The 20888-nt window shown below is 59.5% G+C and carries 25 protein-coding genes; 12 read left to right on the top strand and 13 right to left on the bottom strand.

The window, feature by feature from the left end; translation table 11 throughout:
• Positions 1-556: 556 nt before the first annotated feature.
• Positions 557-1321 (bottom strand): hypothetical protein, encoded by a 765-nt coding sequence (locus ACIQ2T_RS02695; protein WP_397589449.1) that lies wholly within the window; start codon positions 1319-1321, stop codon positions 557-559.
• Positions 1322-1520: 199 nt separating this feature from the next.
• Between ACIQ2T_RS02695 and ACIQ2T_RS02700 the strand changes: the two genes are divergently transcribed.
• Both ACIQ2T_RS02700 and ACIQ2T_RS02705 read left to right on the top strand, forming a co-directional pair.
• A complete protein-coding gene (locus tag ACIQ2T_RS02700) occupies positions 1521-2888 on the top strand; it encodes a cytochrome P450 (protein ID WP_397589450.1) in 1368 nt (455 codons plus the stop codon).
• A gap of 34 nt (positions 2889-2922) precedes the next feature.
• Complete coding sequence (locus tag ACIQ2T_RS02705) at positions 2923-3720, top strand: hypothetical protein (protein WP_397589451.1); 798 nt, start codon at positions 2923-2925, stop codon at positions 3718-3720.
• A 3-nt stretch (positions 3721-3723) separates the two neighbouring features.
• On the opposite strand, the gene ACIQ2T_RS02710 is transcribed toward ACIQ2T_RS02705, so the two are convergent.
• Together ACIQ2T_RS02710 and ACIQ2T_RS02715 are read right to left on the bottom strand one after the other, a co-directional pair.
• Positions 3724-4158 (bottom strand): DUF2442 domain-containing protein, encoded by a 435-nt coding sequence (locus ACIQ2T_RS02710; protein WP_397589452.1) that lies wholly within the window; start codon positions 4156-4158, stop codon positions 3724-3726.
• Complete coding sequence (locus tag ACIQ2T_RS02715; protein ID WP_353209589.1) at positions 4155-4349, bottom strand: DUF4160 domain-containing protein; 195 nt, start codon at positions 4347-4349, stop codon at positions 4155-4157. Before ACIQ2T_RS02715 ends, ACIQ2T_RS02710 begins: the two co-directional genes overlap by 4 nt.
• A 394-nt stretch (positions 4350-4743) precedes the next feature.
• Between ACIQ2T_RS02715 and ACIQ2T_RS02720 the strand changes: the two genes are divergently transcribed.
• On the top strand, positions 4744-5082 hold the full coding sequence (locus tag ACIQ2T_RS02720) for a helix-turn-helix domain-containing protein (protein WP_397589453.1): 339 nt from the start codon (positions 4744-4746) through the stop codon (positions 5080-5082).
• Positions 5083-5185: 103 nt separating this feature from the next.
• On the opposite strand, the gene ACIQ2T_RS02725 is transcribed toward ACIQ2T_RS02720, so the two are convergent.
• The gene (locus ACIQ2T_RS02725; RefSeq protein ID WP_397589454.1) at positions 5186-7018 is read right to left on the bottom strand and encodes a DUF885 domain-containing protein; all 1833 of its coding nucleotides are present in this window, start codon (positions 7016-7018) and stop codon (positions 5186-5188) included.
• A gap of 129 nt (positions 7019-7147) precedes the next feature.
• Positions 7148-7654 (bottom strand): hypothetical protein, encoded by a 507-nt coding sequence (locus ACIQ2T_RS02730; RefSeq protein ID WP_397589455.1) that lies wholly within the window; start codon positions 7652-7654, stop codon positions 7148-7150.
• Between the two features lie 217 nt (positions 7655-7871).
• On the opposite strand from ACIQ2T_RS02730, the gene rplU reads away from it, so the two are divergent.
• From rplU to ACIQ2T_RS02745, 3 genes are all read left to right on the top strand, one after another.
• Positions 7872-8297 carry a 50S ribosomal protein L21 gene (rplU, locus tag ACIQ2T_RS02735; protein WP_397589456.1) on the top strand — a complete coding sequence of 142 codons (426 nt, stop codon included), beginning with the start codon at positions 7872-7874 and terminating at the stop codon, positions 8295-8297.
• 31 nt (positions 8298-8328) lie between these two features.
• Positions 8329-8598 carry a 50S ribosomal protein L27 gene (gene rpmA, locus ACIQ2T_RS02740; protein WP_397589457.1) on the top strand — a complete coding sequence of 90 codons (270 nt, stop codon included), beginning with the start codon at positions 8329-8331 and terminating at the stop codon, positions 8596-8598.
• 201 nt (positions 8599-8799) lie between these two features.
• The gene (locus ACIQ2T_RS02745; protein ID WP_397589458.1) at positions 8800-9390 is read left to right on the top strand and encodes a GNAT family N-acetyltransferase; all 591 of its coding nucleotides are present in this window, start codon (positions 8800-8802) and stop codon (positions 9388-9390) included.
• Between the two features lie 152 nt (positions 9391-9542).
• Here the strand turns inward: ACIQ2T_RS02745 and ACIQ2T_RS02750 are convergent, their stop codons facing one another.
• Positions 9543-9764 carry a type II toxin-antitoxin system Phd/YefM family antitoxin gene (locus tag ACIQ2T_RS02750; protein WP_397589459.1) on the bottom strand — a complete coding sequence of 74 codons (222 nt, stop codon included), beginning with the start codon at positions 9762-9764 and terminating at the stop codon, positions 9543-9545.
• 173 nt (positions 9765-9937) lie between these two features.
• Between ACIQ2T_RS02750 and ACIQ2T_RS02755 the strand changes: the two genes are divergently transcribed.
• Complete coding sequence (locus tag ACIQ2T_RS02755) at positions 9938-10570, top strand: TetR/AcrR family transcriptional regulator (RefSeq protein WP_397589460.1); 633 nt, start codon at positions 9938-9940, stop codon at positions 10568-10570.
• Between the two features lie 2 nt (positions 10571-10572).
• On the opposite strand, the gene ACIQ2T_RS02760 is transcribed toward ACIQ2T_RS02755, so the two are convergent.
• From ACIQ2T_RS02760 to ACIQ2T_RS02770, 3 genes are all read right to left on the bottom strand, one after another.
• The gene (locus ACIQ2T_RS02760; protein ID WP_397589461.1) at positions 10573-11556 is read right to left on the bottom strand and encodes an SDR family NAD(P)-dependent oxidoreductase; all 984 of its coding nucleotides are present in this window, start codon (positions 11554-11556) and stop codon (positions 10573-10575) included.
• A 219-nt stretch (positions 11557-11775) separates the two neighbouring features.
• Positions 11776-12090, bottom strand: a complete 315-nt coding sequence (locus tag ACIQ2T_RS02765; protein ID WP_397589462.1) for a HigA family addiction module antitoxin — start codon at positions 12088-12090, stop codon at positions 11776-11778.
• Between the two features lie 11 nt (positions 12091-12101).
• On the bottom strand, positions 12102-12386 hold the full coding sequence (locus ACIQ2T_RS02770; RefSeq protein ID WP_397589463.1) for a type II toxin-antitoxin system RelE/ParE family toxin: 285 nt from the start codon (positions 12384-12386) through the stop codon (positions 12102-12104).
• A 363-nt stretch (positions 12387-12749) separates the two neighbouring features.
• On the opposite strand from ACIQ2T_RS02770, the gene ACIQ2T_RS02775 reads away from it, so the two are divergent.
• Complete coding sequence (locus tag ACIQ2T_RS02775; RefSeq protein ID WP_397589464.1) at positions 12750-13862, top strand: Fic family protein; 1113 nt, start codon at positions 12750-12752, stop codon at positions 13860-13862.
• A 74-nt stretch (positions 13863-13936) separates the two neighbouring features.
• On the opposite strand, the gene ACIQ2T_RS02780 is transcribed toward ACIQ2T_RS02775, so the two are convergent.
• The 4 genes from ACIQ2T_RS02780 to panC all read right to left on the bottom strand — a co-directional run bounded on the left by ACIQ2T_RS02780 (position 13937) and on the right by panC (position 15679).
• Positions 13937-14224, bottom strand: a complete 288-nt coding sequence (locus ACIQ2T_RS02780; RefSeq protein WP_397589465.1) for a helix-turn-helix domain-containing protein — start codon at positions 14222-14224, stop codon at positions 13937-13939.
• Between the two features lie 91 nt (positions 14225-14315).
• The gene (locus ACIQ2T_RS02785; RefSeq protein WP_397589466.1) at positions 14316-14621 is read right to left on the bottom strand and encodes a helix-turn-helix domain-containing protein; all 306 of its coding nucleotides are present in this window, start codon (positions 14619-14621) and stop codon (positions 14316-14318) included.
• Entirely contained in the window at positions 14614-14757 is a 144-nt protein-coding gene (locus ACIQ2T_RS02790; protein ID WP_397589467.1) for a hypothetical protein, read from the bottom strand. Before ACIQ2T_RS02790 ends, ACIQ2T_RS02785 begins: the two co-directional genes overlap by 8 nt.
• 82 nt (positions 14758-14839) lie before the next feature.
• A complete protein-coding gene (panC, locus tag ACIQ2T_RS02795) occupies positions 14840-15679 on the bottom strand; it encodes a pantoate--beta-alanine ligase (RefSeq protein ID WP_397589468.1) in 840 nt (279 codons plus the stop codon).
• A 112-nt stretch (positions 15680-15791) separates the two neighbouring features.
• Here panC and ACIQ2T_RS02800 point away from each other — a divergent pair, with 112 nt between their 5' ends.
• From ACIQ2T_RS02800 to ACIQ2T_RS02815, 4 genes are read left to right on the top strand one after another with little or no spacing between them, the layout of a single operon-like run.
• Positions 15792-16574 carry a division plane positioning ATPase MipZ gene (locus ACIQ2T_RS02800; protein ID WP_397589469.1) on the top strand — a complete coding sequence of 261 codons (783 nt, stop codon included), beginning with the start codon at positions 15792-15794 and terminating at the stop codon, positions 16572-16574.
• Positions 16574-16987, top strand: coding sequence for a molecular chaperone DnaJ (locus ACIQ2T_RS02805; protein ID WP_397589470.1), 414 nt, complete (start codon positions 16574-16576; stop codon positions 16985-16987). Before ACIQ2T_RS02800 ends, ACIQ2T_RS02805 begins: the two co-directional genes overlap by 1 nt.
• Before the next feature lie 34 nt (positions 16988-17021).
• Entirely contained in the window at positions 17022-18407 is a 1386-nt protein-coding gene (gene pgmG, locus ACIQ2T_RS02810) for a phosphoglucomutase/phosphomannomutase PgmG (protein WP_397589471.1), read from the top strand.
• Positions 18355-20820: a ligase-associated DNA damage response DEXH box helicase gene (locus tag ACIQ2T_RS02815; protein WP_397589472.1), complete on the top strand. Its 2466-nt coding sequence runs from the start codon at positions 18355-18357 to the stop codon at positions 20818-20820. Before pgmG ends, ACIQ2T_RS02815 begins: the two co-directional genes overlap by 53 nt.
• The last annotated feature ends 68 nt before the right edge of the window (positions 20821-20888 follow it).

Consider the following 20888-nt stretch of genomic DNA (forward strand, 5'->3'; position numbering starts at 1 on the left):
GCCAAATAATACAAAGCACGGGTTTTCATTAAATGTGGCCCCTGTAATCCCCCCCCCCCCCCCCCCAGCGCGGTGCAGGGTAACTTTATTGCGACGGAGAGCTGAGCCTCCGGGGAGGCATTTATTTAATTGATTGATTAAATAAATAAATTTTACTTATCACTGTCGCTTTTTCCTGCCATGAATAGCTGTGTTTTCTTTTTTAAACCGATTTTTTGGCTGCCGAAAGGGCCTCCACAAGCGCGATAAACGTCGCGTGCGGCACAATGGCGACACTTTTGCCGCGCCCTGCCGGCACTGCGGCGCGCGCCTAACTAAAAATAATCGCGGACTTTGGGTGGAGAACTCGGGCACTCCCAGCGCCTAAATTTCGGCGACCCCCAGCGCGCCAACGCGCATCGCGGCAGTCGCGCGCAAAGGCCCTTACTTGCCGACACTGCCGAGAGGCACGCCCACGTAATGTGCCGAAAGTGCCCCAGTTAATGCGCCTGCATCGGCCCCGCGCTGCAAAGCCTATGAAGTCACAGGGCAATTGCGCAACTGCCCCCAGCGAGCCTCAGTCTGGCCGTTCTACTCCACCCTCGGGTTCGCGCTGACGGCGTGCCGGTGGATCTTGCGGCTCACGGCTCGGTTCAGGCAGTTGTTCAATAGCCTCCGCACTCTCTTGTCTTGCGGAACCCCGCCGCTGAGGCGCCGGAACGGTGTCGGCATTTGGCCCGCCGCTGCCTCGACGGTCGGGCCGCCCATAGGCGTTACCATAATCCGGCCCCCGGCCTCGGCCTTGGGGCACATCAATATTGGGGGTGGGAGTGACGACGGCCCCACGGCCGCCACCGCTGCGCCATGGGTCACTAGCGCCTCTCCTGCCGTCACGCCGGTCATCGCGCCGATCCTCACGCCAGCCACGCGCACCAGATGGCCTGTTGTCGTTGTAACCACGCCGGCGTTCTTGGTAGCCCCTGCCACCCCAATTCCGGCCTCGGTGCTCGCGATACCAATTATGCCGCCTTTCGCCCCAATAGCGCCGATATTGCTCGCGCATCGGATAACGGCGGCCCACATTGTCGAACAGAAAGACACCGTGGCCGGGATAATAATAGTTGCCAAACCAGCCACCGGCAAAGCCGATGTCGCTGAAGGCGTGTCCATAATCACACTCGTAATAGGCGTCGTAACCGCCGGAGGGGTCGCAGCCATATGCGTCGTCATGGTAGCCGTCGCTGGCGTAGCCCAAGCCGACATCGTAGACGCATCCCGACAAGCCCCCGCCCGCCATGAAGAGCAAGGCCGCCGTCAAAAATGATTTGCCCTTAATTGCCATGATCCATCCCCCTCGAAATTCATTGGGCCAATGCGCCTACTCTGGCCCTGCATTGCAACGCTTATGAAGTCACAGTTGAATTGCACATGAATATAGTTGTTTGGTTCCGTTCATATTCGGGGCGCCCATGTCCCACTTGCGCCATACTGACATCCATGGCAGTAAACCTTAACCGCGCAATTAAACAGGATTGAGACCCATGGCCCTTGCACATAGCGAAGCTGCAAACCCGCACTGGGTGCCGCGCAAGAAGATTGGTGATCTGTCGCACATCCCCGGCGAAAATGGCCCGCCGATTATCGGCACCACACTCCGCGTGCTGCGCGACCCGCCCGGCTACGGCGCGCGCATGGTCAAAACCTACGGCAAGGTGTTCCGCACCAACGCCTTTGGCAACCCGACGGTATCATTGGTGGGCGCCGAGGCAAATGAGTTGCTGCTGTTTGACCGTGAAAAGCTGTTTTCGTCGGAGCAGGGTTGGGGGCCGGTCCTGAACCTATTGTTCCCGCGCGGGTTGATGTTGATAGACTTCGACCACCACCGCATGGACCGCCGCGCATTGGGCATCGCGTTCAAGCCGGGGCCAATGCGCGCCTACACCCAAGACATGAACCGCATCTTTGCCGAGCAGTTGAGGGATTGGCGCGGCGACATGCTGTTCTATCCCGCAATCAAGCAGCTGACGCTCGATGTCGCGGCCAGCAGCTTCTTAGGCATTCCGCTCGGGCCTGAGGCGGACAAGATCAACACGGCCTTTGTCGACATGGTCCAGGCGTCGGTCGCGCCCATCCGCGCGCCACTGCCATTCACGCCAATGGGCAGGGGCGTTGCCGGACGCAAGTATCTCATCGACTATTTCGGCCCGCAAATCGCCGAGCGCCGCCGCAACGAAAACCGGCAAGATATGTTCAGCCAATTCTGCCGGTCAACGCGCGAGGACGGAGAATATATGTCCGACGGCGAGCTGATCGACCACATGAACTTCCTGATGATGGCCGCGCATGACACCATCACCTCGTCGGTCACGTCGATGATCTGGTATCTCGCCAAGCACCCCGAGTGGCAGCAGAAGTTGCGTGAGGAGTGCCTCGCGATAGGGCCCGCAGGAGCGGACATATCCTTTGCCGACCTCGATAAGTTCGAGCTGACGGAATATGCCTTCAAGGAGGCGCTGCGCATGATTTCACCGGTGCCCTCGATCCCGCGCCGCGCGCTGCGTGACTTTGATTTCATGGGCTACCACATCCCCAAGGGCACGTCGGTCAGCATCAGCCCGTCCTATGTGCACATGATGGAAGAATATTGGCCGAACCCGCATGAATTTGACCCCATGCGCTTTACGGCCGACAAGGTGAAGGCGCGCCATAAATATGCGTGGGTGCCCTTTGGCGGCGGCGCGCATATGTGCCTCGGCCTGCACTTTGCTTACATGCAGACAAAGCTGTTCATGCACCACCTGCTGACATCTGTCCGCGTGGAGATTGCCGACGGCTACGCCCCCGAATGGCAGGCGTGGCCCATACCCAAGCCAAGGGACGGCCTTAAGGTGCGGTTCACGCCCCTGTAATGCGGCATTGCAAGCGGCGCCCAGCGCACTAAAGGTGCGCGCTGCACGCATGGCCTATTCAGAACAGACAGATTGGAGCCGTGAGGACATAAGGCGGCGCGGCATTGGCCTTGCCATCGCCCTGCTGCTTGAGGTCATAATCATATTCGCGATATTGAGCCTCAGCATGCGCGCCGGCGGACCAAACGCCGGCAAGGCTGGATTGACGAGCTTCGCACTTGAGGCGGAATCCGAAGCCTCGCCCGATAAAAGCGAAACCAAGACGCCCGTGGCCCAAAAGGTGCAAAGCGTCGTCACGCCGCCCATTCCCCCGCCACTCCTGCCGCCCGTTAACCCAGTCAAGGCGCCGCCCCCAAGTCCCGATTTTATCAAGGTCAGCAAGTCAGAATTTGACGCGATGGACTTGTCAAAACTCCCTGCCGGCGGGCAAAGCGGCGCAGGCGAGGGCAAGGGAAGTGGGCAAGGCAGTAAGGGCATGATGGGCCCAGGCCTTGGCCCAGGCGGCGCGCAGCTCTACCCCGTGGCGTGGCTGCGCGAACCCTATGACAGCGAGTTGTCGCCCTATCTGGCCGCAGTCAAGCGCATACCGCCCGGCGCGTCGGCGGACATCGCCTGCCAGATGGCTGCCTATAACCGCGTCGAAAACTGCCAGATTTTGGGTGAAAACCCGCGTGGTACTGGCCTTGCCAAGGCGCTTCGTCTCGCCGCGTGGCAATTCCTCGTGAAGCCCCCGCGCGTCAACAATAAACCCCAACTGGGCGTGTGGGTGCGCATCCATTTCGATTTTGGGGTGAGGGAAGTTGTGGCAGCAGGGGCACCTACCAGCGAGTAGAAGTCAGGCGGCCCGCCGCCCATCATAACCGATGGTCGCAAGCATGACCGTTTTGGAGATGGGCTGCTCCCCCGAAAGATAATAGGCAATCGTCCGGCGCGAAAGCCCAAGCGCCGCTGCCGCTGCATCGATCGTAAAGCCGTGGCTCTCAACCCACGCACGGAAGGCAGCGGGAGCCATAATGCGGCCAGCCTGCTCATCGGCCCAGCGGCGCAACTGCGGTGCGCCGAAGTCAATGCCGCATGGCCATTCGAGCGACCAGCCATCTTGCGACACGGTAACAGCGGCAAATTCATCCGCCTGGACCAGGGGCCGTAAGGCGGTGCGCGACGCGATTATCGGTGCCAGATCAATGGCCGTCATCTCATTGTCATCCCAGGCAACCGAAATAACCAAAGCCGAAACGGGCGTGACGCCTGTAATTTTGCCGATGCTCATACTCCGTCTCCGCTAAACTCTTCCCATTTCGCCATCAGCATGTCGCGGTTCGCCGCCGCCCAGTCGAGCGCCTCGCGTATGTCGAGCTTACCTGACATATTCATGACCTCCAGCGTATCAATCCGAACCTGCGCCGCGCCTTCGCGTGCCAGCACATGAAAATGCGGCGGATGATGGTCCCCGAAAAACATCGCAATTTCGCAATTTGAAAAGCGGATAAGTCGAGGCGTGGATGGAATGATAGTGCAATTTTTGCACTATCGCAAGGGTCATGCTCTTTGATGGCGTTCGTCGGTTAAGGTGGAAGATTTCGCTGTTTGACATATGCAGTTGGATGCACTGGTTTTGCCAAGGCATTACGCCTCGCCGCGTGGCAATTTCTGGTCAAGCCCCCCACGCATCAACAATAAACCCCAATTGGGCGTGTGGGTGCGCATCCATTTCGATTTTGGGGTGAGGGCATTGGAGGGAGGCGAGCCCGCCAACTAGAGACGCACAGCCCTACATATGCTTTTGACAGCATATAACTTCGACTGCATATACCGATGCGACGGCATGGAACATTGCTCAAGAAGAAGTGATAATATGACCCGCCAATTGGACGATTTCCTGAAGACCTTCACGCCCGCCGAGCGGGCCGAAATTCAGACCCGTGCGCGCGCGCTAATCGAAGAAGAGCTGACCCTGCGCGCATTGCGTCAGGCGCACGACCTGACGCAGGAACGCATGGCCGAATTGCTTGGCGTAAAGCAGGAAAACATCTCCCGCATGGAGCGCCGCGCCGACCTGCTGCTGTCCACGTTGTCAAGCTACATCGAGGCGATGGGCGGCAAGCTGAAGCTGGTGGCGGAATTTCCGGAACGCAGCCCAGTGGTGATCAAAAATTTATCCGACATTGCTGCGGGTGAAAAACGGGTGCGTTAGGCTCGGAAGAATTCACGCCAAACAGCAAATCATGCGGGTCAGCTATTCGCGAGGCGATTGGTTATTTGGGGAATAGGGCGGGAGGCGTACCCCCCGCAACCCCTCATTTCCGCGAAGCAATCCACGCATCAACCTGCTCTTCGAGCACATCAAGCGGCACGGGGCCAGATTTCAGCACGGTGTCGTGGAAGCCGCGTATGTCAAATTTCTTGCCCAGCGCCTTTTGCGCCTTGTCGCGCAGTTCGCTGATTTTCAGGCGGCCGACCATGTAGGCCGTCGCCTGACCGGGGTAGATGATGTAGCGTTCAATCGCCTTCACGATACCGCCCGGCGCGTCTGCGCTGTTATCCTCGACATATTTGATCGCCGTTTCGCGCGACCAGCGTTTGTAGTGCAGCCCGCTGTCGACCACCAGGCGGATGGCGCGGTGCAGTTCCAGCTGCAGCCGCCCAAAGTCACGCGCCGGATCGGTATACAGCCCCATATCCTTGGCCAATTTCTCCGAATACAGGCCCCAGCCCTCGGAATAGGCGGTGACACCGCCAAATTTACGGAAGGCGGGGACGCCCTTCAACTCGGTCTGGATCGCGAGTTGCAAGTGGTGGCCTGGAACGCCCTCATGGTAAAACAGCGCCTCGACCTCAGTCAGCGGCATGTCGGCCATTTTGTACAAGTTCGCATAGTAAGTGCCCGGACGCGATCCGTCAGGCGCGGGGCGTTGGTAAAACGCCTTGCCCGCCGATTTCTCGCGGAATGCCTCAACCGGCTTCACCACCAACGGCGCCTGTGGAAGCGTTCCGAACCACTTCGGCAGCAGGGGCGTAATGGCGTCATTGGCCTTCTGCGTTTCTGAAAGATAGAGCGCGCGACCCTCGGCGGTTTCTGGCGCATAGAATTTGGGTTCGGTGCGCATGTAGTTGAAATAGGCCTGAAGGTCGCCCTTCACCCCCATCTCCTTCTGGACGACGCCCATTTCCTTATGGATCCGCGCGACCTGCGCGAGGCCCAGTTGGTGGATTTGTTCCGGCGTCATGTTGGTTGTGGTGTAATTGGCCAGACGCTCGGCATAATAGCCGGCGCCATCCTTGAAGCGCCACACGCCGTCGTCGGTTCCGGCGACTTTTTCCTGCGCCGTCATTTCGGATATCAGCGCCTCATAGGCTGGCTTCACTGCGCTGTTGAGTGCCTGCGCCGCGTCGGCGACAAGCAAGTCTCTTTCGATTTGGCTGATATTGAGCTTGCCGACCTTCCCCTTGAAGTCGGCAAACAGCGGCGCATCGGGGCCACTGTCAAACGGCGCGCCAGTGATGACGTTGCGCGCGTCATTGATGACATAGGGGTAGACCCATTTGGGCGGCATGATGCCCTGCGCGGCGCGGGCCTTGGCCTGCCCAATGGCTTGGCTCATCCCCGGGCCAATGCCGTACAGGCGGCTCACATAGGCGCGGGCGTCGGACTTATTGTCGACGCGGTGGATGTTAATCAGGAAGGCCGGCAATTCGCTTTGCGCGCCGTTCATCTGGTCAAAGACATAGCCGTAGTCGTTATACTTAACGCCCGCCTCACTGCGCTCGGCGCGCTTTTCAAACAGGCGATACGACAGGCGGTTTTCAGGCGTCAGCTGTGCGGGGTCAAAGCGTGTGCGCATTTCCTTGAGCGCCGAGCGCGCGGCGTCATTGGCGCGCGCCTCGGATGCGGTGGTGAAATCGTCCCACCGGCCATAGTCGCTGTCTTTTATACCGCGATAGGATTTGCTCAGCGGCGATAGCGCCAGTTGCTGCGCGTCATATTCCTCGAAAAAGGTGGCGATGGCCGCGTTCTGATCGACTTCGGCGGCCGCCGTTGGCGCCGTCGCAGTCGTCTGCGCGGTGGCCGGACTAGCCACATACGCCAAGGCAATGGCAAGGCCAGAAATAGCGGTTTTGGTGATGCGCATGAAAACTCTCCCGAATTTGTTTATGGCAACGTCATATCAGCCCGACACGCGAGGGGAAGGTGCGATTTTGTAGCTTGTCGAATGGGCAGAGGGCTTTGTCGATGCCGGCGGCAGGAGCAGATCTCGTCGCTATTCCCCAATCAGCCGCGAAAGCCGCGCGATTTCCGCGCTTTGCGCCGCCACATCCTCGGCGACGGGGCGCTGCACCTCGGTCACGAGCGTGGCCATGTCGGCGTCAACCGCACCCGCGTCCGCTATCAGTCCGTCAAAGTCGCGCAACACGGCCACCGAGCCGGCGCGCATCTTGTCGAGCCGCGACAGCATGAGTTGTGCATTGACCCAAGGTTCGCTGCCAGGCGCAGTCCCCGCGGCATTTGATGCCGTGGACTGCACGGCCCCAAGCGCGCGCAGAAAGTCTTGGCTCGCGGCCGTGTGTCTAGCCAGCAGCGCATTCAACTTTGTGGCCAGCTCCGCCGACAGCACAGCGGACGGGGCAGGCGATTCGGCGGGGGCCGCATCTGGGGCGTTTGTCTCATAGGGCCGCCGCTCAAGCGACGGAAATTCCACCCCTGGCGCGGCACACGCGGTGAGGGCAAAAAGCAGAAGCAACGGGGACGCAGGCTTGAAATTCAACATATCCGACGTCTAAGCCTGCATGAAGCGCCATGCAAGGGCATCGCAGAGCGACATCGCGGGGGCCGAAACGCCGGATTATACGTTGACATAGATATTTGCTTGCACTAGCTGCGCCCATTCTTGCGTGACCCTGTTGAGATTCGTCTCCGCTATGTCACGCGCCAGAGCAACCCGCCCCTATAAGGCGCTAAGCTGTAGAAACGGATGAGTTAAAGCCATGTTCGCAATCGTGCGCACAGGCGGCAAGCAATATCGCGTAGCCGCCGGAGACAAAATCGCAGTTGAAAAACTGTCTGGTGAAGCGGGTGACAAGATCTCGCTTGGTGACATCCTTCTTGCCGGTGACGGTGACAAGGCGCAGGACGTGAACGGCTTGACCGTTTCTGCCGAAATCATTGCGCAGGAGCGCGGTGAAAAGGTAATCGTCTTCAAAAAGCGTCGCCGCCACAATTATCGCCGCAAGCAAGGTCATCGCCAGTCGTTGACGCTGCTGCGTATTCTTGCCGTCGGCAAGGAAGAGAAGAAGGCGACTGCACCTAAGGCCCAGAAGGTCGAGGCTGCCGCCACTGCTGCTCCTGCTAAGGAAGCCGCGCCAAAGAAAGCCGCTGCGCCTAAAAAGGCCGCAGCCCCCAAGGAAGCTTGAGCGGCAACGCTCTTAAGTAGGAGTTTAGACCATGGCACATAAAAAAGCAGGTGGTTCGTCACGCAACGGTCGCGATTCAGCGGGCCGCCGCCTTGGCGTAAAGAAGTTCGGTGGCGAAAACGTCATCGGCGGCAACATCATCATCCGTCAGCGCGGCACCAAGGTATATCCTGGTTCGGGCGTCGGCCTTGGCAAAGACCACACATTGTTCGCACTCGTCGAGGGCCGCGTGCGATTTCACGCTGGCAAACTCGGCCGCAAATATGTGTCGGTCGACACGGCGGCGATGGCCGCCGAATAAACGGGACAATCGATACCGGGTTGTCCAGACGGATGACCCGGAAATCATGTCAGGTGGTTTCCACCTTTGAACAGGGAGACGGGTCAACCGGTCTCCCTTTCTTTTTGCCGCATTCTCCCTGTTCCAAGCCTCGCAAGGGGCCACTGTCACATGGCTGTCGCTTTGTCATGCAAAGGGGCGGCGCAGAACCGGAGAGATAAGATGTTCGCGAGAACCGAAAGATTGCTGCTGCGGCCGAGCTGGCCCGAGGATGCACAGGAACTGCATCAGGCGATTGCCGATGAGGGCATCGTGCGCAACCTCGCGCGCGCGCCGTGGCCCTACACTGCCGACGACGCCGTGCACTTTACGGCGCAGGCACATGACGAACGCCACCCCGCCTTTTTGCTGATGCTGCGTACCAGGGGTGCGCCGCGCCTAATCGGTGCGTGCGGCATTGGCGATCTCGATGGCGAAGCGGAATTGGGCTGCTGGATTGCCCGCCCCTATTGGGGTCTTGGCTTTGCGACAGAGGCAAGCCGCGCGGTGATCCAAATCGCCAAGACAATTGGGCACAAGAAGCTCATCGCCAGCCACTTCACCGACAATCCCGCCTCGGGCAATGTGCTGCGTAAGCTTGGCTTCCAAAACACTGGCAAGGTCGTCCATCGCCAGAGCAAGGGCCGCGGCGAGGCTGCTGCCTGCGCGATGTATGAAAGGGCACTGGAGGGCGCCGGCTCAGAACCACGCGCCCCAATAGACACCTCGGCATTCAGCATGCGCGGGCAGATGGAGCGCCTGCAGGCTGCGTAAAACAAGTTAATAATGAGGGCGGCACTGCCCAGTGAGCGAATTCAGCCGGTCCAGAGTGTTACCGTCATTGCTTACCCAGTACCGGTAGTCGTCCCACGCCTTGTCTAAAAAGATAATTCTCACGGGTGGCTAAGCGCACCCTCCAAGCCTTTTTAGGCCTCAAGCTGCTCGATCGACCGGCGCAGGCGCGCCGCGTTGCTCGGCGTTGAGTGTAGGTGCAGCGTCTCCGCCACGGCATTCCAATCAGCCAGCGACATCATCACGACTGCCTCGGACTTTTGCCGCGTGACGACGACCTGTGTGCGGTCGGAAACAACGCGGTCCATGACGCCCTTAAGATTTGCGCGCGCCTCTGAGTATGTGATCACGTCCATCGTCGGGTTTTCCTTTTGCCACTCAACCCTGTATGTATAAAAATCAGCACAAATTTAAGTGTAAAATTCTGGCGTCAAGTCGGGCTATCTTCAGTCGCACATTGGCGTGCAACGCTCTTGGATATCCAAGGATATTGGCGTAGCGTTGAAAAAACAATTCGGTCGGGGCGAATATGGCGACAGAGGCATCCAAGATTATCCACTTGCAGGACGTTGGCATGCCGCGTCGATTGAGCCCAGAGGCGAGCCGGATGGCGGCGCTTGAGGCGGCGCGCAGCCTTTTGCTTGAGGCGGGGCCGCAGGCCGTTACCTTAAAGGCGGTCGCGGGACGGATAGGGCGGACGCACGCCAATTTGCTGCACCATTTCGGGTCGGCGTCGGGGCTTCAGCGGGCGCTGGCGGCATATATGGGCGACAATATCTGCAGCAAAATCGCCGAGGCTGTGGTCCAAATGCGTGGCGGGGTAGTCACGCCGCACGAGCTCGCCGACCTGATCTTCGACCATTTCGACCGCGAGGGTGCGGGCGCGCTGGCGTCGTGGATGCTGCTTTCGGGAAATGAAGACGCGCTCGACCCCATTGTCGAGGCAATCCACAAGCTTGTCGATGAAATCGGTGAAGGGGGTCACGCCGACACGTCGCTGCATGAACTGACGCTTGAAATGGTGCTGATGGCGCTCGGCGATGCGTTGCTGGGCGGTCCCTTGTCGGCGTCGCTTGGCTTGCCCCGCGAGGCTGGCCGTCAAATTGCGGGCCGAAAGCTCGCCACTTCGGTCGACGCGTGGCAGGCGCAGTTGAAATCGTAATTTTAAGAAGCGGCTCCGTAATGGCGCCGATACCAGTCCGCAAACCTCTCTAACCCTTCGGCAAGCATGACCTTGGGCTGATACCCCGTCAGCGCATGCAGCTTGGACACATCGGCATAGGTCGCCGTGACGTCGCCCGGCTGCATCGGCCGCATGATCTTGGTCGCCTCGCGGCCAAGGGCTTTTTCAAGCGTCTCGATCATCTCCATCAGGCCAACGGGGTGGCTGTCGCCAATATTCAGAACGCGGTGTTCCCCGCGCGACGGTGGATGATCAAGCGCGCCAATTACGCCGTCGACGATGTCGTCAATATAGGTGAAATCACGCGCCATTTCGCCATTGCCGTAAACCTCAATTGCCTCCCCCCTCAGGATTTTCTGCGTGAAGCTGAAATAGGCCATGTCGGGCCGCCCCCATGGGCCGTAGACGGTAAAAAATCGCAGCCCTGTCTGCGGGAAGCCGTAAAGTGTGGCGTAGGATTGGCTCATCAATTCACACGCGCGCTTGGTGGCTGCATAGAGAGACACTGGATCGGTGGCGGGCTCCTCTTCCTTAAATCCCTCTCCGCCCACTGGCTTGTCGCCGTAGACCGAGCTGGAGGAGGCGTAGACCAGATGCTCAAAGCCCTCGGCATGCCGGCACGCCTCCATCACCGACAAGTGACCGGCAAGGTTTGAGCGTTCGTAGGCGAAGGGATTTTCGATGCTGTGGCGCACGCCCGCCTGCGCCGCGAGATGCACCACGCGGACTATATTGTTGTCGCGCATAAGCGCCTTCATCTTGTCGGCGTCGGCGATGTCGACGCGCTCAAAGGCGAAGCTGTTGATCCCCGCAAAAGTTGCCAGTCGCGCCTCTTTTAAGGCGGGGTCGTAATAGTCATTGACGATATCGACGCCAATGACGCGCTCTCCGCGCGCCAAGAGGCGTTGCGCCACGGCGTGGCCTATGAACCCGGCTGCGCCTGTCACGAGGGTGGGTGATGTCATATCTTAAAGCGTCCTTGTGCATCGATCGTCCGGCCCGGGTCGATAAGCCACAATCTTAGCAGTTCTTGCTATACCGAGATCCGGCAGCCTCTAGTTTTTGTAGCCGCAGTGGCAATGGGCATTGTTGGACCAAGGCCGGCGGCTACACTCGGTAAGGCGGGTGGCAGTAAACGACGACTTTTGTAAGAGTTAATTCACACTGGCCGTCAATTGGGTTCCTCAAGCCTGCACGCCCTGCCGGAGATTGGCTGAGTGTCGGCGGGTAGGGAGTTGGTCTATCGTGTCGCCGGAACGTGCCTCTGCGACGCGCAAGTCGTAGGTGCTTTGTAGGTTGAGCCAGAATTGTGCGGCCATTTCTAGCCAGTGACCCAGCCTTAGTGCCGTGTCTCCGGTAATGGCCCGCTTACCCTGGATGATTTGGGTTATCCGGTTAGCCGGCACGCCAATCTGGCGCGCCAATTCGGTCGCCGTAACACCCAGCTCGGATAACTCTTCGGCAAGAATTTCGCCGGGATGGATAGGTGGTCGTGCCATGCGCTGCGCTCCTAGTGATAGTCAACAATCTCGACGTCTGATGGACCCGTCGCCCCATCCAGCCAAATAAAACATATCCGCCACTGTCCATTAATGCGGATACTGAATTGCCCGCCTCGATTTCCCCGCAAAGCCTCCAGGCGATTGCTCGGCAGGGCGCGTAAATCGTTCAGGCAAGTCGCCGCATCCAAGACTTCGAGACGCCGCCATCCCTGACGTTCAAAGCCTGAAAACCGGCGAACATACTCACCCTGGGCAAAGGCCTCTGTCTCTTTGTTTTTATAACCCAAGATCATGGCAACTAGTGGCTAAGATTACGTGATACGTCAAGCATATTTTTAGCTTTCGGGGGAGAGGGCGGGGCGCTTCATTGCCTGGGGCGAGAAACGCCTCGGCCTCGGTGAAGTTGATCTGGGGCAGGCACGCGCCGGTTGCCTGGAACACTGCTGACACTTGTATACCCCTCCGGTTGCATCGGGTCGCATCGGTCACGGGGCCAGAAAAAAATTCTGATTTGCTCATTTTTTTGTGCGCATGTTAATTTGTTTTGCGCACATATAGATGCGCGCGGCTTATGTTGCGGCGCGGCGCTCGTCTGTGCCACCGGCCCCCCTATAATAGATAAGGCGGATCGAATTCACCCCTTTGGGTGAATGTGGGTGCATTTTTGGCTGGACTTTTGGGTGAATATGGGTGTCAATGCGGGTGATGCGAGCGAGAATATGCTAAAAACCGATACAATACACGTCACGCAAGAACTCCTGGCGCTGATTGCTGAGATTGACGAATTCAAGGGCGCCTGGCGCGCCCTTGGCACGCTGGCACCTGAGCGACTGCGGGCCCTGCGCCACACTGCCACGATTGAAAGTATCGGCTCCTCCACCCGCATCGAGGGCGGCAAGCTGACAGACCGCCAAGTCGAACGCCTGCTTGCCAATTTAGAGATTAAAAAATTCTCGGGCCGCGATGAGCAAGAAGTCGCCGGCTATGCCGACGTAATGGAGACAGTCTTCCGCGCCTGGGAAAATATTCCGCTCTCAGAAAACCACATCAAGCAGCTCCACAGAGACCTTCTGCGCTACAGTGACAAGGATGAGCGCCACCGTGGAGAATACAAAACTCTACGCAACGACGTGGGAGCCTTTGACGCAACTGGCAAAATGATTGGAATCGTGTTCGAGACCGCGTCGCCATTCGACACGCCGCGCCGCATGCACGAGCTTGTCACCTGGCTACGTGACGCCCGCGAGTTGGGGCGCATTCACCCCCTGCTCATTGTCACCGTCTTCGTCGTGACCTTCCTGGAAATTCATCCGTTTCAGGATGGAAATGGTCGCCTGAGCCGAGTTCTAACTACGCTCTTGTTACTGCAGGCCGGCTACGCCTACGTGCCGTATTCCTCACTTGAATCGGTGATCGAAAACAGCAAGGAGGGCTACTACTTGGCACTGCGTCAGACCCAAGGAACCATCCGAACGGAGGCTCCCGACTGGCAGCCGTGGGCAATGTTTTTTATGCGCGCACTTCAGCAGCAAAAACGCCGACTGGCCGAGAAGGTTGAGCGCGAAAGGCTAATGATGGCGTCGCTGCCAGAGCTGGCCGCGCAGATCGTCGACGAGGCGCGCGGCCGCGGGCGGGTAACAATAGGCGACATGATCCGAGCCACCGGCGCGAGCCGCAACACACTGAAAGAGCATTTCAAGAGGCTGCTTCAGCAGGGTCACTTGATCCGGCACGGTTCAGGCAAGGCGACTTGGTACAGCCTGCCATAAAGAGAGATGCTAGAGCGACACAGATGTAACGCCACCCTCGGGACCGCATAACACTTCTGATTGAATTGCCTCTATTACGCCGCCTGGAGCAATTGAGCTACATGCTCAGGTTCGGCTTCAATGACGCGCAGATACGCCCGCACGGCTGCCGGCGGCAATGTTCTACCAATTTCGTACCGCCGTATGTTGGCCAGTGGGATCGCGTACCGCTCGGCAAACTCTACCTGCGAAAGTCCAAGTCTAGTTCGCAGTTTCCTGATACGTCGCCCCACTAGACCCCGCTCAAGACCTCCCGCACTGACTGCGCCGTCATCGCGATCGGTCGGATCAGCTGGAATGGCTATGATAGCCTCCTTGTTCACTGGTGTTACTCCTTCGTACCGACAGAAACCTAACCACATCTCCGCGATAAACGTGTGTGGCATGTTAGCCGCATCTTTCTCAGGGACGAAGTCAGGAAGCTTCAGCCAAGGCGGCTTCAACCAGCTCGGGCGATTTGGCGATAACCGTAAGCAACACACGGTGAGCCACATCAATTTTTCGCCCCTGCTCCCAGCCTTCTAAGGTACGCGCGGGGATGCCGAACCGCCGCTCAAATTCTTTAGTGGTCTTCGCGAGCGAGCGGCGGATTTCTCGGACACGTGCCGCAGGCATTGCGTCGACATGACGGCTTTCAAGCGCCAGCGTCCCCTTACGATGCGCAAGCGCCTCCAGCAGGCCAGCCTCAATCTGTAACCCTAATTCGGTACGATCAGTCATGGTTTAATCCCTCAATCAATGTGCGGAACAGCCGCTTCTCGTCGGCTGTGAGATCCTCTTTGTCTACCTTGGCATAAGCGGCGAGCAGATAGACCGTCCGCGCGGCGGCATATGCCGAAGTCCGGATGATTTCCATAGGCAGCTAATTACGCCAATAGCGTACGCCACAACACGTGCCGCGCAAAAAGCCATATTGATCTAAAAACGCGCGTTGACGCCTAAATCGCGAAATTATCTATCAACCGCGTCTTGCCCATCTTGGCCGCCGCCAAGAGCCGCGCCGGCCTGCCGTCAAAGTGTTGCAGTTCCTCAAGCGTGACCGCGTCGGCGAGGGCAAAATAATCCACCTGCGCAAACCCTGCTGCAAGAATATCCGCTCCGGCATTTGCAAGCGTCTGGGCCACGTCACTGCCGGCGCGGATCTCTTCAGCCGCGCGGCGCAATGCATGTGGCAAGGCCAAGGCGGCCGCGCGCTCTGCCGCCGTCAAATAGGCATTGCGCGAGGACAGGGCGAGGCCGTCCGCATCGCGCATGATTGGAACCCCGACAATGTCCAACGCGAAATCGAGGTCGCGCGCCATTTGCCGAATGACCGCCAGTTGCTGAAAGTCCTTCTCGCCAAAGAGCGCGACATCGGGCTGCACCTGATTGAACAATTTTGCCACCACCAGCGCGACCCCGTCAAAGTGGCCTGGCCGCGTCCCGCCACAAAAACCGCGGCTTGGGCCATCCACATGGACCTTGGCCGCAAAGCCCGCAGGATACATCGCGGCCGCATCTGGCGCCCATAAAATGTCCACACCCGCGGCGCGCAGCAGTTCGGCGTCGCGCTCCATTGTGCGCGGATAGGCGTCGAGGTCTTCATTTGGGCCGAATTGCCTTGGGTTTACGAAGATCGATACGACGACGGCGTCTGCATGCCGCCGCGCCTCCTCGACCAGCGCAATGTGCCCGTCATGCAGTGCGCCCATGGTCGGGACCAGCGCAATGCGGCCAATTTCAGCGCGCAGCACGGAAATCTGGTGCCGCAATGGATCAAGTTGATTGATGGTTTGCACGGATGGGCCGCCTTGTTTATTGGCTGTGATTATCCCGCCTATGCGGGAGGGCGCGGAGGCATTTCAAGGCAAATGTCGCTGAGAGTAAGAATTTGCAGCAGTTTGGGGGAATATGGCCAAGGCACATCACATCGTTTTCGCGAACGAAAAGGGCGGAACGGGCAAGTCAACGACGGCCGTGCATGTCGCCATCGCGCTGGCATCGCGCGGCGCGCGCGTGGCGTGCATTGACCTTGATCCACGCCAACGCACCCTATTCCGATATTTGGAAAACCGGCGCGACACCATCGCGCGGCGTAAGATCAGTTTGCCGATGCCGGCGTTCGAAGTGTTTGAACATGGTTCGCAGGCCTCGCTTGAAAGCCAAGTCGAGCGGCTCGGCGGCGAGAATGACTTTCTGGTGTTTGACACGCCGGGGCGCGATGACAAATATGCGCGCTTTGTGGCCACGCGCGCGAATACGCTGGTGACGCCCATCAACGACAGCTTTGTCGACTTTGACCTGATTGGCCAAGTCGACGCCGAAAATTTCAAGGTGCGCAAGTTAAGCTTTTACGCCGAGCTGATCTGGGATGCGCGCAAGGAGCGGGCCAAGGCGGACGGGGTTACTATTGACTGGGTTGTGGTCCGCAATCGTCTGCATAATATGGAGGCGCGCAATCAGCAGCGCATGACCGACGCCCTAACCGAATTGTCCAAGCGCGTGGGCTTCCGGTCCCTGCCCGGCCTGAACGAGCGCGTCATTTACCGCGAGCTGTTTCCATCTGGCTTGACGCTCATCGACAAGGGCCACCTTGGCCAATTGGCGACGGCGCATATTGTCGCGCGGCAGGAATTGCGTGAGTTGGTCACTGGGCTTGCCTTACCTGAAGTCCCTCAGGCGGCATTGATTTAATGGGTTTTCTTGCCCTTCTCGCTGTAGCCGCAATTGGCTGGGCGGTTTGGAGCGGCAGGCTTCAACGAAAGCAATTGCCGCCGGTCTTGCTTGGCCTCGCCGGCGCGTTTATCGCGGCGCGTGGAAGCCTGCTCATCGGCGCGGCCGCACTCATTATTGCCGCGGCTTGGTATCGCGGCCTCACTTTGCGGCTTTTTGGACGCAGTACAAAAACGAGCGAACAGTCCGACCTCGATGACGCTCGATTGTTGCTTGGCGTGTCGCGCCTCGATGACGCCGAGCGCATTCGCGAGCGCCACCGGACGCTGATCGCGCACAGCCATCCGGACGCCGGCGGCAGCGACACACGCGCCGCCGATTTGAACAAGGCGCGTGATTTACTGTTAGATGACTTGAACAATAAACGGCGCTAGGCGCCACTCTCCCAACAATAAAATAGGAACCCCCATGTCCCACAGCTTCCACCCCACCTCACTTCGTGAATATGACATTCGCGGCATCATTGGCGAAACATTGGGGGAGGCCGATGCCTATGCGATTGGCCGTGGGTTCGGGACCTGCCTCGTGCGCGCCGGCGGCAAGAAGGCCGCCGTCGGTTATGACGGACGGGTTAGCTCACCCATGCTTGAGGAAGCCTTGGTCAAGGGACTGAACGACAGCGGTGTGGACGTGGTACGCATCGGCATGGGGCCAACGCCAATGCTATATTATGCCGAGGCCGTTCTGGACGACGTAGACGGCGGCATTGAAATAACCGGCAGCCATAACCCAGCCAATTATAATGGCTTCAAAATGGTCCTCATGGGCAAGCCGTTTTTCGGGGCGGACATCCTTAAGCTGGGCCGCATGGCGGCGACAGGCGACTGGGTTGAGGGCGTCGGTAGTTCCGAGCATCTCGATATCCTTGGCCAATATGTCGCCCGCGTGGCGCAGGCGGCGCCGCAAAAGGCATTTCGCATCGGTTGGGATGCGGGCAACGGCGCGGCGGGACCGGCAATTGAAAAGCTGGTCAAGATGTTGCCGGGTGAGCACCATCTTTTGTTCGTGGAGGTAGATGGCCAATTTCCCAATCATCACCCCGACCCCACCGATCCGGAAAATCTAATTGATTTACAGCGCCTTGTCGCGGAAAAGCAGCTCGATTTTGGAGTGGCTTTTGATGGTGACGGCGACCGCATTGGCGCAATCGATGGCGAAGGTCGCGTCATCTGGGGTGACCAGTTACTGCAAATCTATGCCGCAGATGTGCTGGGCGAAGTCCCTGGCGCGACCATTATCGCGGACGTCAAGGCGTCGCAGGCGTTGTTCGACCGCGTCACCGAACTGGGCGGCCAGCCCATGATGTGGAAGACTGGCCACAGCCTAATTAAGTCCAAAATGAAAGAGACCGGCTCGCCGCTGGCGGGCGAGATGAGCGGGCACATTTTCTTCAAACATGAATATTATGGCTTCGACGACGCCATTTATGCCGCCGTCCGGTTGATGTCGGCGTCGGCCAAGCTTGGCAAGAGCGTTACCGAATTGCGCGGCGACATGCCGGTGATGATCAACACGCCCGAAATGCGCTTCCAAGTGGACGAGAGCCGCAAATTTGCGGTGATAGACGAAGTGCTCCAGCGACTTTCTGTGGCCGGCGCAGATGTGAACAACACCGACGGCGCACGCGTCAACACGCCCGATGGCTGGTGGCTGCTGCGCGCATCGAACACGCAGGATGTGCTCGTCGCCCGCGCCGAGGCGTCATCCGAAGAAGGCCTACAACGCCTGATGGCGCAAATTGATGCGCAATTGGCGGCATCGGGGCTGGAACGCGGGGAAACTGTCGGGCATTAAGCCCAGCGTGCACTTACCTCCCATCATTCTCGACTGGTTCGCCGCGCGCGGGTGGCAGCCGCGGCGGCATCAATTGGAGATGCTCGACGTGGCGGGCGAGGGGCGGCACGCCCTGCTCGTGGCCGCGACGGGCGCGGGCAAGACGCTGGCGGGATTTTTACCGAGCCTAAGTGACTTAATTGCCGACCCGTCGGACGGCCTGCACACGCTCTACATCTCGCCGCTCAAGGCGCTGGCGACGGACGTTCGCCGCAATCTGCTGACGCCCGTTGCGGAAATGGGCCTGCCCATTCGCGTCGAGGCGCGCACCGGCGACACGCCGTCCGACCGCAAGGCGCGGCAGCGGGTCAAGCCGCCGCACATATTGCTGACTACGCCCGAATCGCTTTCGCTGCTCCTAAGTCACGAAGACAGCGTACACATGTTCGCCACACTCAAGCGCGTCATCGTCGATGAGGTGCACGCCTTTGCCAATGGCAAGCGCGGCGATTTGCTGAGCCTGTCGCTCGCGCGGCTTCAGACGCTCGCGCCACACCTGCAGCGCGTGGCCCTGTCCGCGACGGTGGCCGACCCAGACGACTACCGCGCGTGGCTTGCCCCCAATGGCGACATCGACCAAGTGCGCTTGGTCGAGGGCGAGGCGGCGGCCGAGCCTGACCTGACCATATTGCTGCCCGAGGGCCGCGTGCCGTGGGCGGGGCACAGCGGGCAGCATGCGATCCCGCAGCTCATCGAGGAAATCGGCCGCAACACAATCACGCTGATATTCTGCAACACCCGCTTTCTGGCCGAATTTACCTTCCAGAAATTGTGGGACGCGAATGAACCCAAATACGCCATTGGCATTCACCACGGCTCCCTGTCCGTGGAAGCGCGGTGCAAGGTCGAAGGCGCCATGGCCGAGGGCAAGCTGCGCGCCTTGGTCTGCACCGCCAGCCTCGATCTGGGGGTCGACTGGGGCAATGTAGACTGCGTCATCCAGATGGGCGCGCCCAAGGGCTCGTCGCGCCTGCTGCAGCGTATCGGCCGCTCCAACCACCGCATGGATGAACCCAGCAAGGCCATCCTCGTGCCCGGCAATCGCTTTGAGTATCTCGAAGCGCAGGCCGCCTATGACGCGGTGACAGAGGGCGTGCGCGACGGCGAGACCTTCCGCCCCGGGTGCCATGACGTCTTGGCGCAGCATGTCATGGGGCTGGCCTGCGCGGGGCCGTTTGAAGAGGCGGAGTTGCTGGCCGAGCTGCAGTCTGCCTTGCCCTATTCAGCCCTAGACGCCGCAACCTTTGCGCGCGTCATCGCCTTTGTCGCGACCGGCGGATATGCGTTGAAGGCCTATGACCGCTTCAAAAAACTGGCCAAAGACCCTGATGGCCGGTGGCGATTGGCGCACCCGCAGTTTGCGGCGCAGCATCGCCTCAACGCAGGCATCATCGTCGACGCGCCCATGCTTGAGGTCCGTTTCCGCAATGGCCGCAAATTGGGCAAGGTTGAGGAATCTTTTGCCGCCACGCTCAGCCCCGGCAACTGCTTCACCTTTGCCGGAATGGCATTGGAGGTGGAAACGATCAAAGACCTTGACCTCATCGTCCGCGCGGCGACCAAGCCCGCGACCAACATCCCAAGCTATATGGGTGCGCGCCTGCCGCTGACCACGCATCTGGCGGGCCGCGTGCGGCAGATGCTGACTGACCGGCCAGGCTGGGCACGCTTTCCCGACGAAGTGCGCGAGTGGCTTGAGATGCAGGCCTATCGCAGCCAAATGCCCAGGGCGGGGCAGTTGCTGGTCGAAACCTTCCCGCACGACAAACGCCATTATATGGTGACCTATCCGTTTGAGGGCTGGAACGCGCACCAGTCACTGGGAATGCTGATTACCCGCCGCATGGAGAGCCGCGGGCTGATGCCCATGGGCTTTGTCGCCAGCGACTATGCCTTGGGCGTGTGGAGTCTCAAACCCATCACAGACCCGCACACGCTATTTTCCGCCGACATATTGGCCGACGAATTCGTCGACTGGGTGGAATCAAGCTATTTGCTCAAACGCGCGTTTCGCGAAGTGGCGGTCATCAGCGGACTTGTGGAGCGGCAACATCCCGGCAAGCGCAAGACGGGCAGGCAAGTTACCTTTTCCACCGACCTCATTTACGATGTGCTGCGCAAATATGAACCCGACCATTTGCTGCTTGAGGCCGCGTGGGCCGATGCGCGGACGCGGCTGACCGATGTCGGGCGGCTTGGCGACTTGTTGGACCGCGCGGCCGACACAATGCTGCATGTCGATTTAGAGCGCGTCAGTCCGCTGGCGGTGCCCTTGCTCGTCATGATTGGCCGCGAGAGCGTGGCGCAAGGGTCCGCGGACGACGCGTTGCTGATGGAGGCAGAGAGCCTCGCCGGCATCGCCATGACGCCGTAGGATACATTCTGTTTTAAGAACATCAAAAACGCCCGCGTCGCGGATCGCAATGGAGCCATAAGGATTTG

The sequence above is a fragment of the Sphingorhabdus sp. genome (assembly GCF_044357595.1).
GTDB lineage: Bacteria > Pseudomonadota > Alphaproteobacteria > Sphingomonadales > Sphingomonadaceae > Sphingorhabdus_B.

Bases quoted from the DNA above. Each gene is read 5' to 3' on its own strand.
- ACIQ2T_RS02720 (WP_397589453.1), top strand. From the start codon at position 4,744: ATGACCCGCCAATTGGACGATTTCCTGAAGACCTTCACGCCCGCCGAG.
- ACIQ2T_RS02750 (WP_397589459.1), bottom strand. From the start codon at position 9,764: ATGGACGTGATCACATACTCAGAGGCGCGCGCAAATCTTAAGGGCGTC.
- ACIQ2T_RS02765 (WP_397589462.1), bottom strand. From the start codon at position 12,090: ATGGCACGACCACCTATCCATCCCGGCGAAATTCTTGCCGAAGAGTTA.
- ACIQ2T_RS02715 (WP_353209589.1), bottom strand. From the start codon at position 4,349: ATGTTTTTCGGGGACCATCATCCGCCGCATTTTCATGTGCTGGCACGC.
- ACIQ2T_RS02745 (WP_397589458.1), top strand. From the start codon at position 8,800: ATGTTCGCGAGAACCGAAAGATTGCTGCTGCGGCCGAGCTGGCCCGAG.
- ACIQ2T_RS02710 (WP_397589452.1), bottom strand. From the start codon at position 4,158: ATGAGCATCGGCAAAATTACAGGCGTCACGCCCGTTTCGGCTTTGGTT.
- ACIQ2T_RS02790 (WP_397589467.1), bottom strand. From the start codon at position 14,757: ATGGAAATCATCCGGACTTCGGCATATGCCGCCGCGCGGACGGTCTAT.
- ACIQ2T_RS02805 (WP_397589470.1), top strand. From the start codon at position 16,574: ATGGGTTTTCTTGCCCTTCTCGCTGTAGCCGCAATTGGCTGGGCGGTT.
- ACIQ2T_RS02725 (WP_397589454.1), bottom strand. From the start codon at position 7,018: ATGCGCATCACCAAAACCGCTATTTCTGGCCTTGCCATTGCCTTGGCG.
- ACIQ2T_RS02800 (WP_397589469.1), top strand. From the start codon at position 15,792: ATGGCCAAGGCACATCACATCGTTTTCGCGAACGAAAAGGGCGGAACG.
- ACIQ2T_RS02760 (WP_397589461.1), bottom strand. From the start codon at position 11,556: ATGACATCACCCACCCTCGTGACAGGCGCAGCCGGGTTCATAGGCCAC.
- rpmA (WP_397589457.1), top strand. From the start codon at position 8,329: ATGGCACATAAAAAAGCAGGTGGTTCGTCACGCAACGGTCGCGATTCA.
- ACIQ2T_RS02785 (WP_397589466.1), bottom strand. From the start codon at position 14,621: ATGACTGATCGTACCGAATTAGGGTTACAGATTGAGGCTGGCCTGCTG.
- rplU (WP_397589456.1), top strand. From the start codon at position 7,872: ATGTTCGCAATCGTGCGCACAGGCGGCAAGCAATATCGCGTAGCCGCC.
- ACIQ2T_RS02755 (WP_397589460.1), top strand. From the start codon at position 9,938: ATGGCGACAGAGGCATCCAAGATTATCCACTTGCAGGACGTTGGCATG.
- ACIQ2T_RS02695 (WP_397589449.1), bottom strand. From the start codon at position 1,321: ATGGCAATTAAGGGCAAATCATTTTTGACGGCGGCCTTGCTCTTCATG.
- pgmG (WP_397589471.1), top strand. From the start codon at position 17,022: ATGTCCCACAGCTTCCACCCCACCTCACTTCGTGAATATGACATTCGC.
- ACIQ2T_RS02815 (WP_397589472.1), top strand. From the start codon at position 18,355: ATGCGCAATTGGCGGCATCGGGGCTGGAACGCGGGGAAACTGTCGGGC.
- ACIQ2T_RS02770 (WP_397589463.1), bottom strand. From the start codon at position 12,386: ATGATCTTGGGTTATAAAAACAAAGAGACAGAGGCCTTTGCCCAGGGT.
- ACIQ2T_RS02700 (WP_397589450.1), top strand. From the start codon at position 1,521: ATGGCCCTTGCACATAGCGAAGCTGCAAACCCGCACTGGGTGCCGCGC.
- ACIQ2T_RS02730 (WP_397589455.1), bottom strand. From the start codon at position 7,654: ATGTTGAATTTCAAGCCTGCGTCCCCGTTGCTTCTGCTTTTTGCCCTC.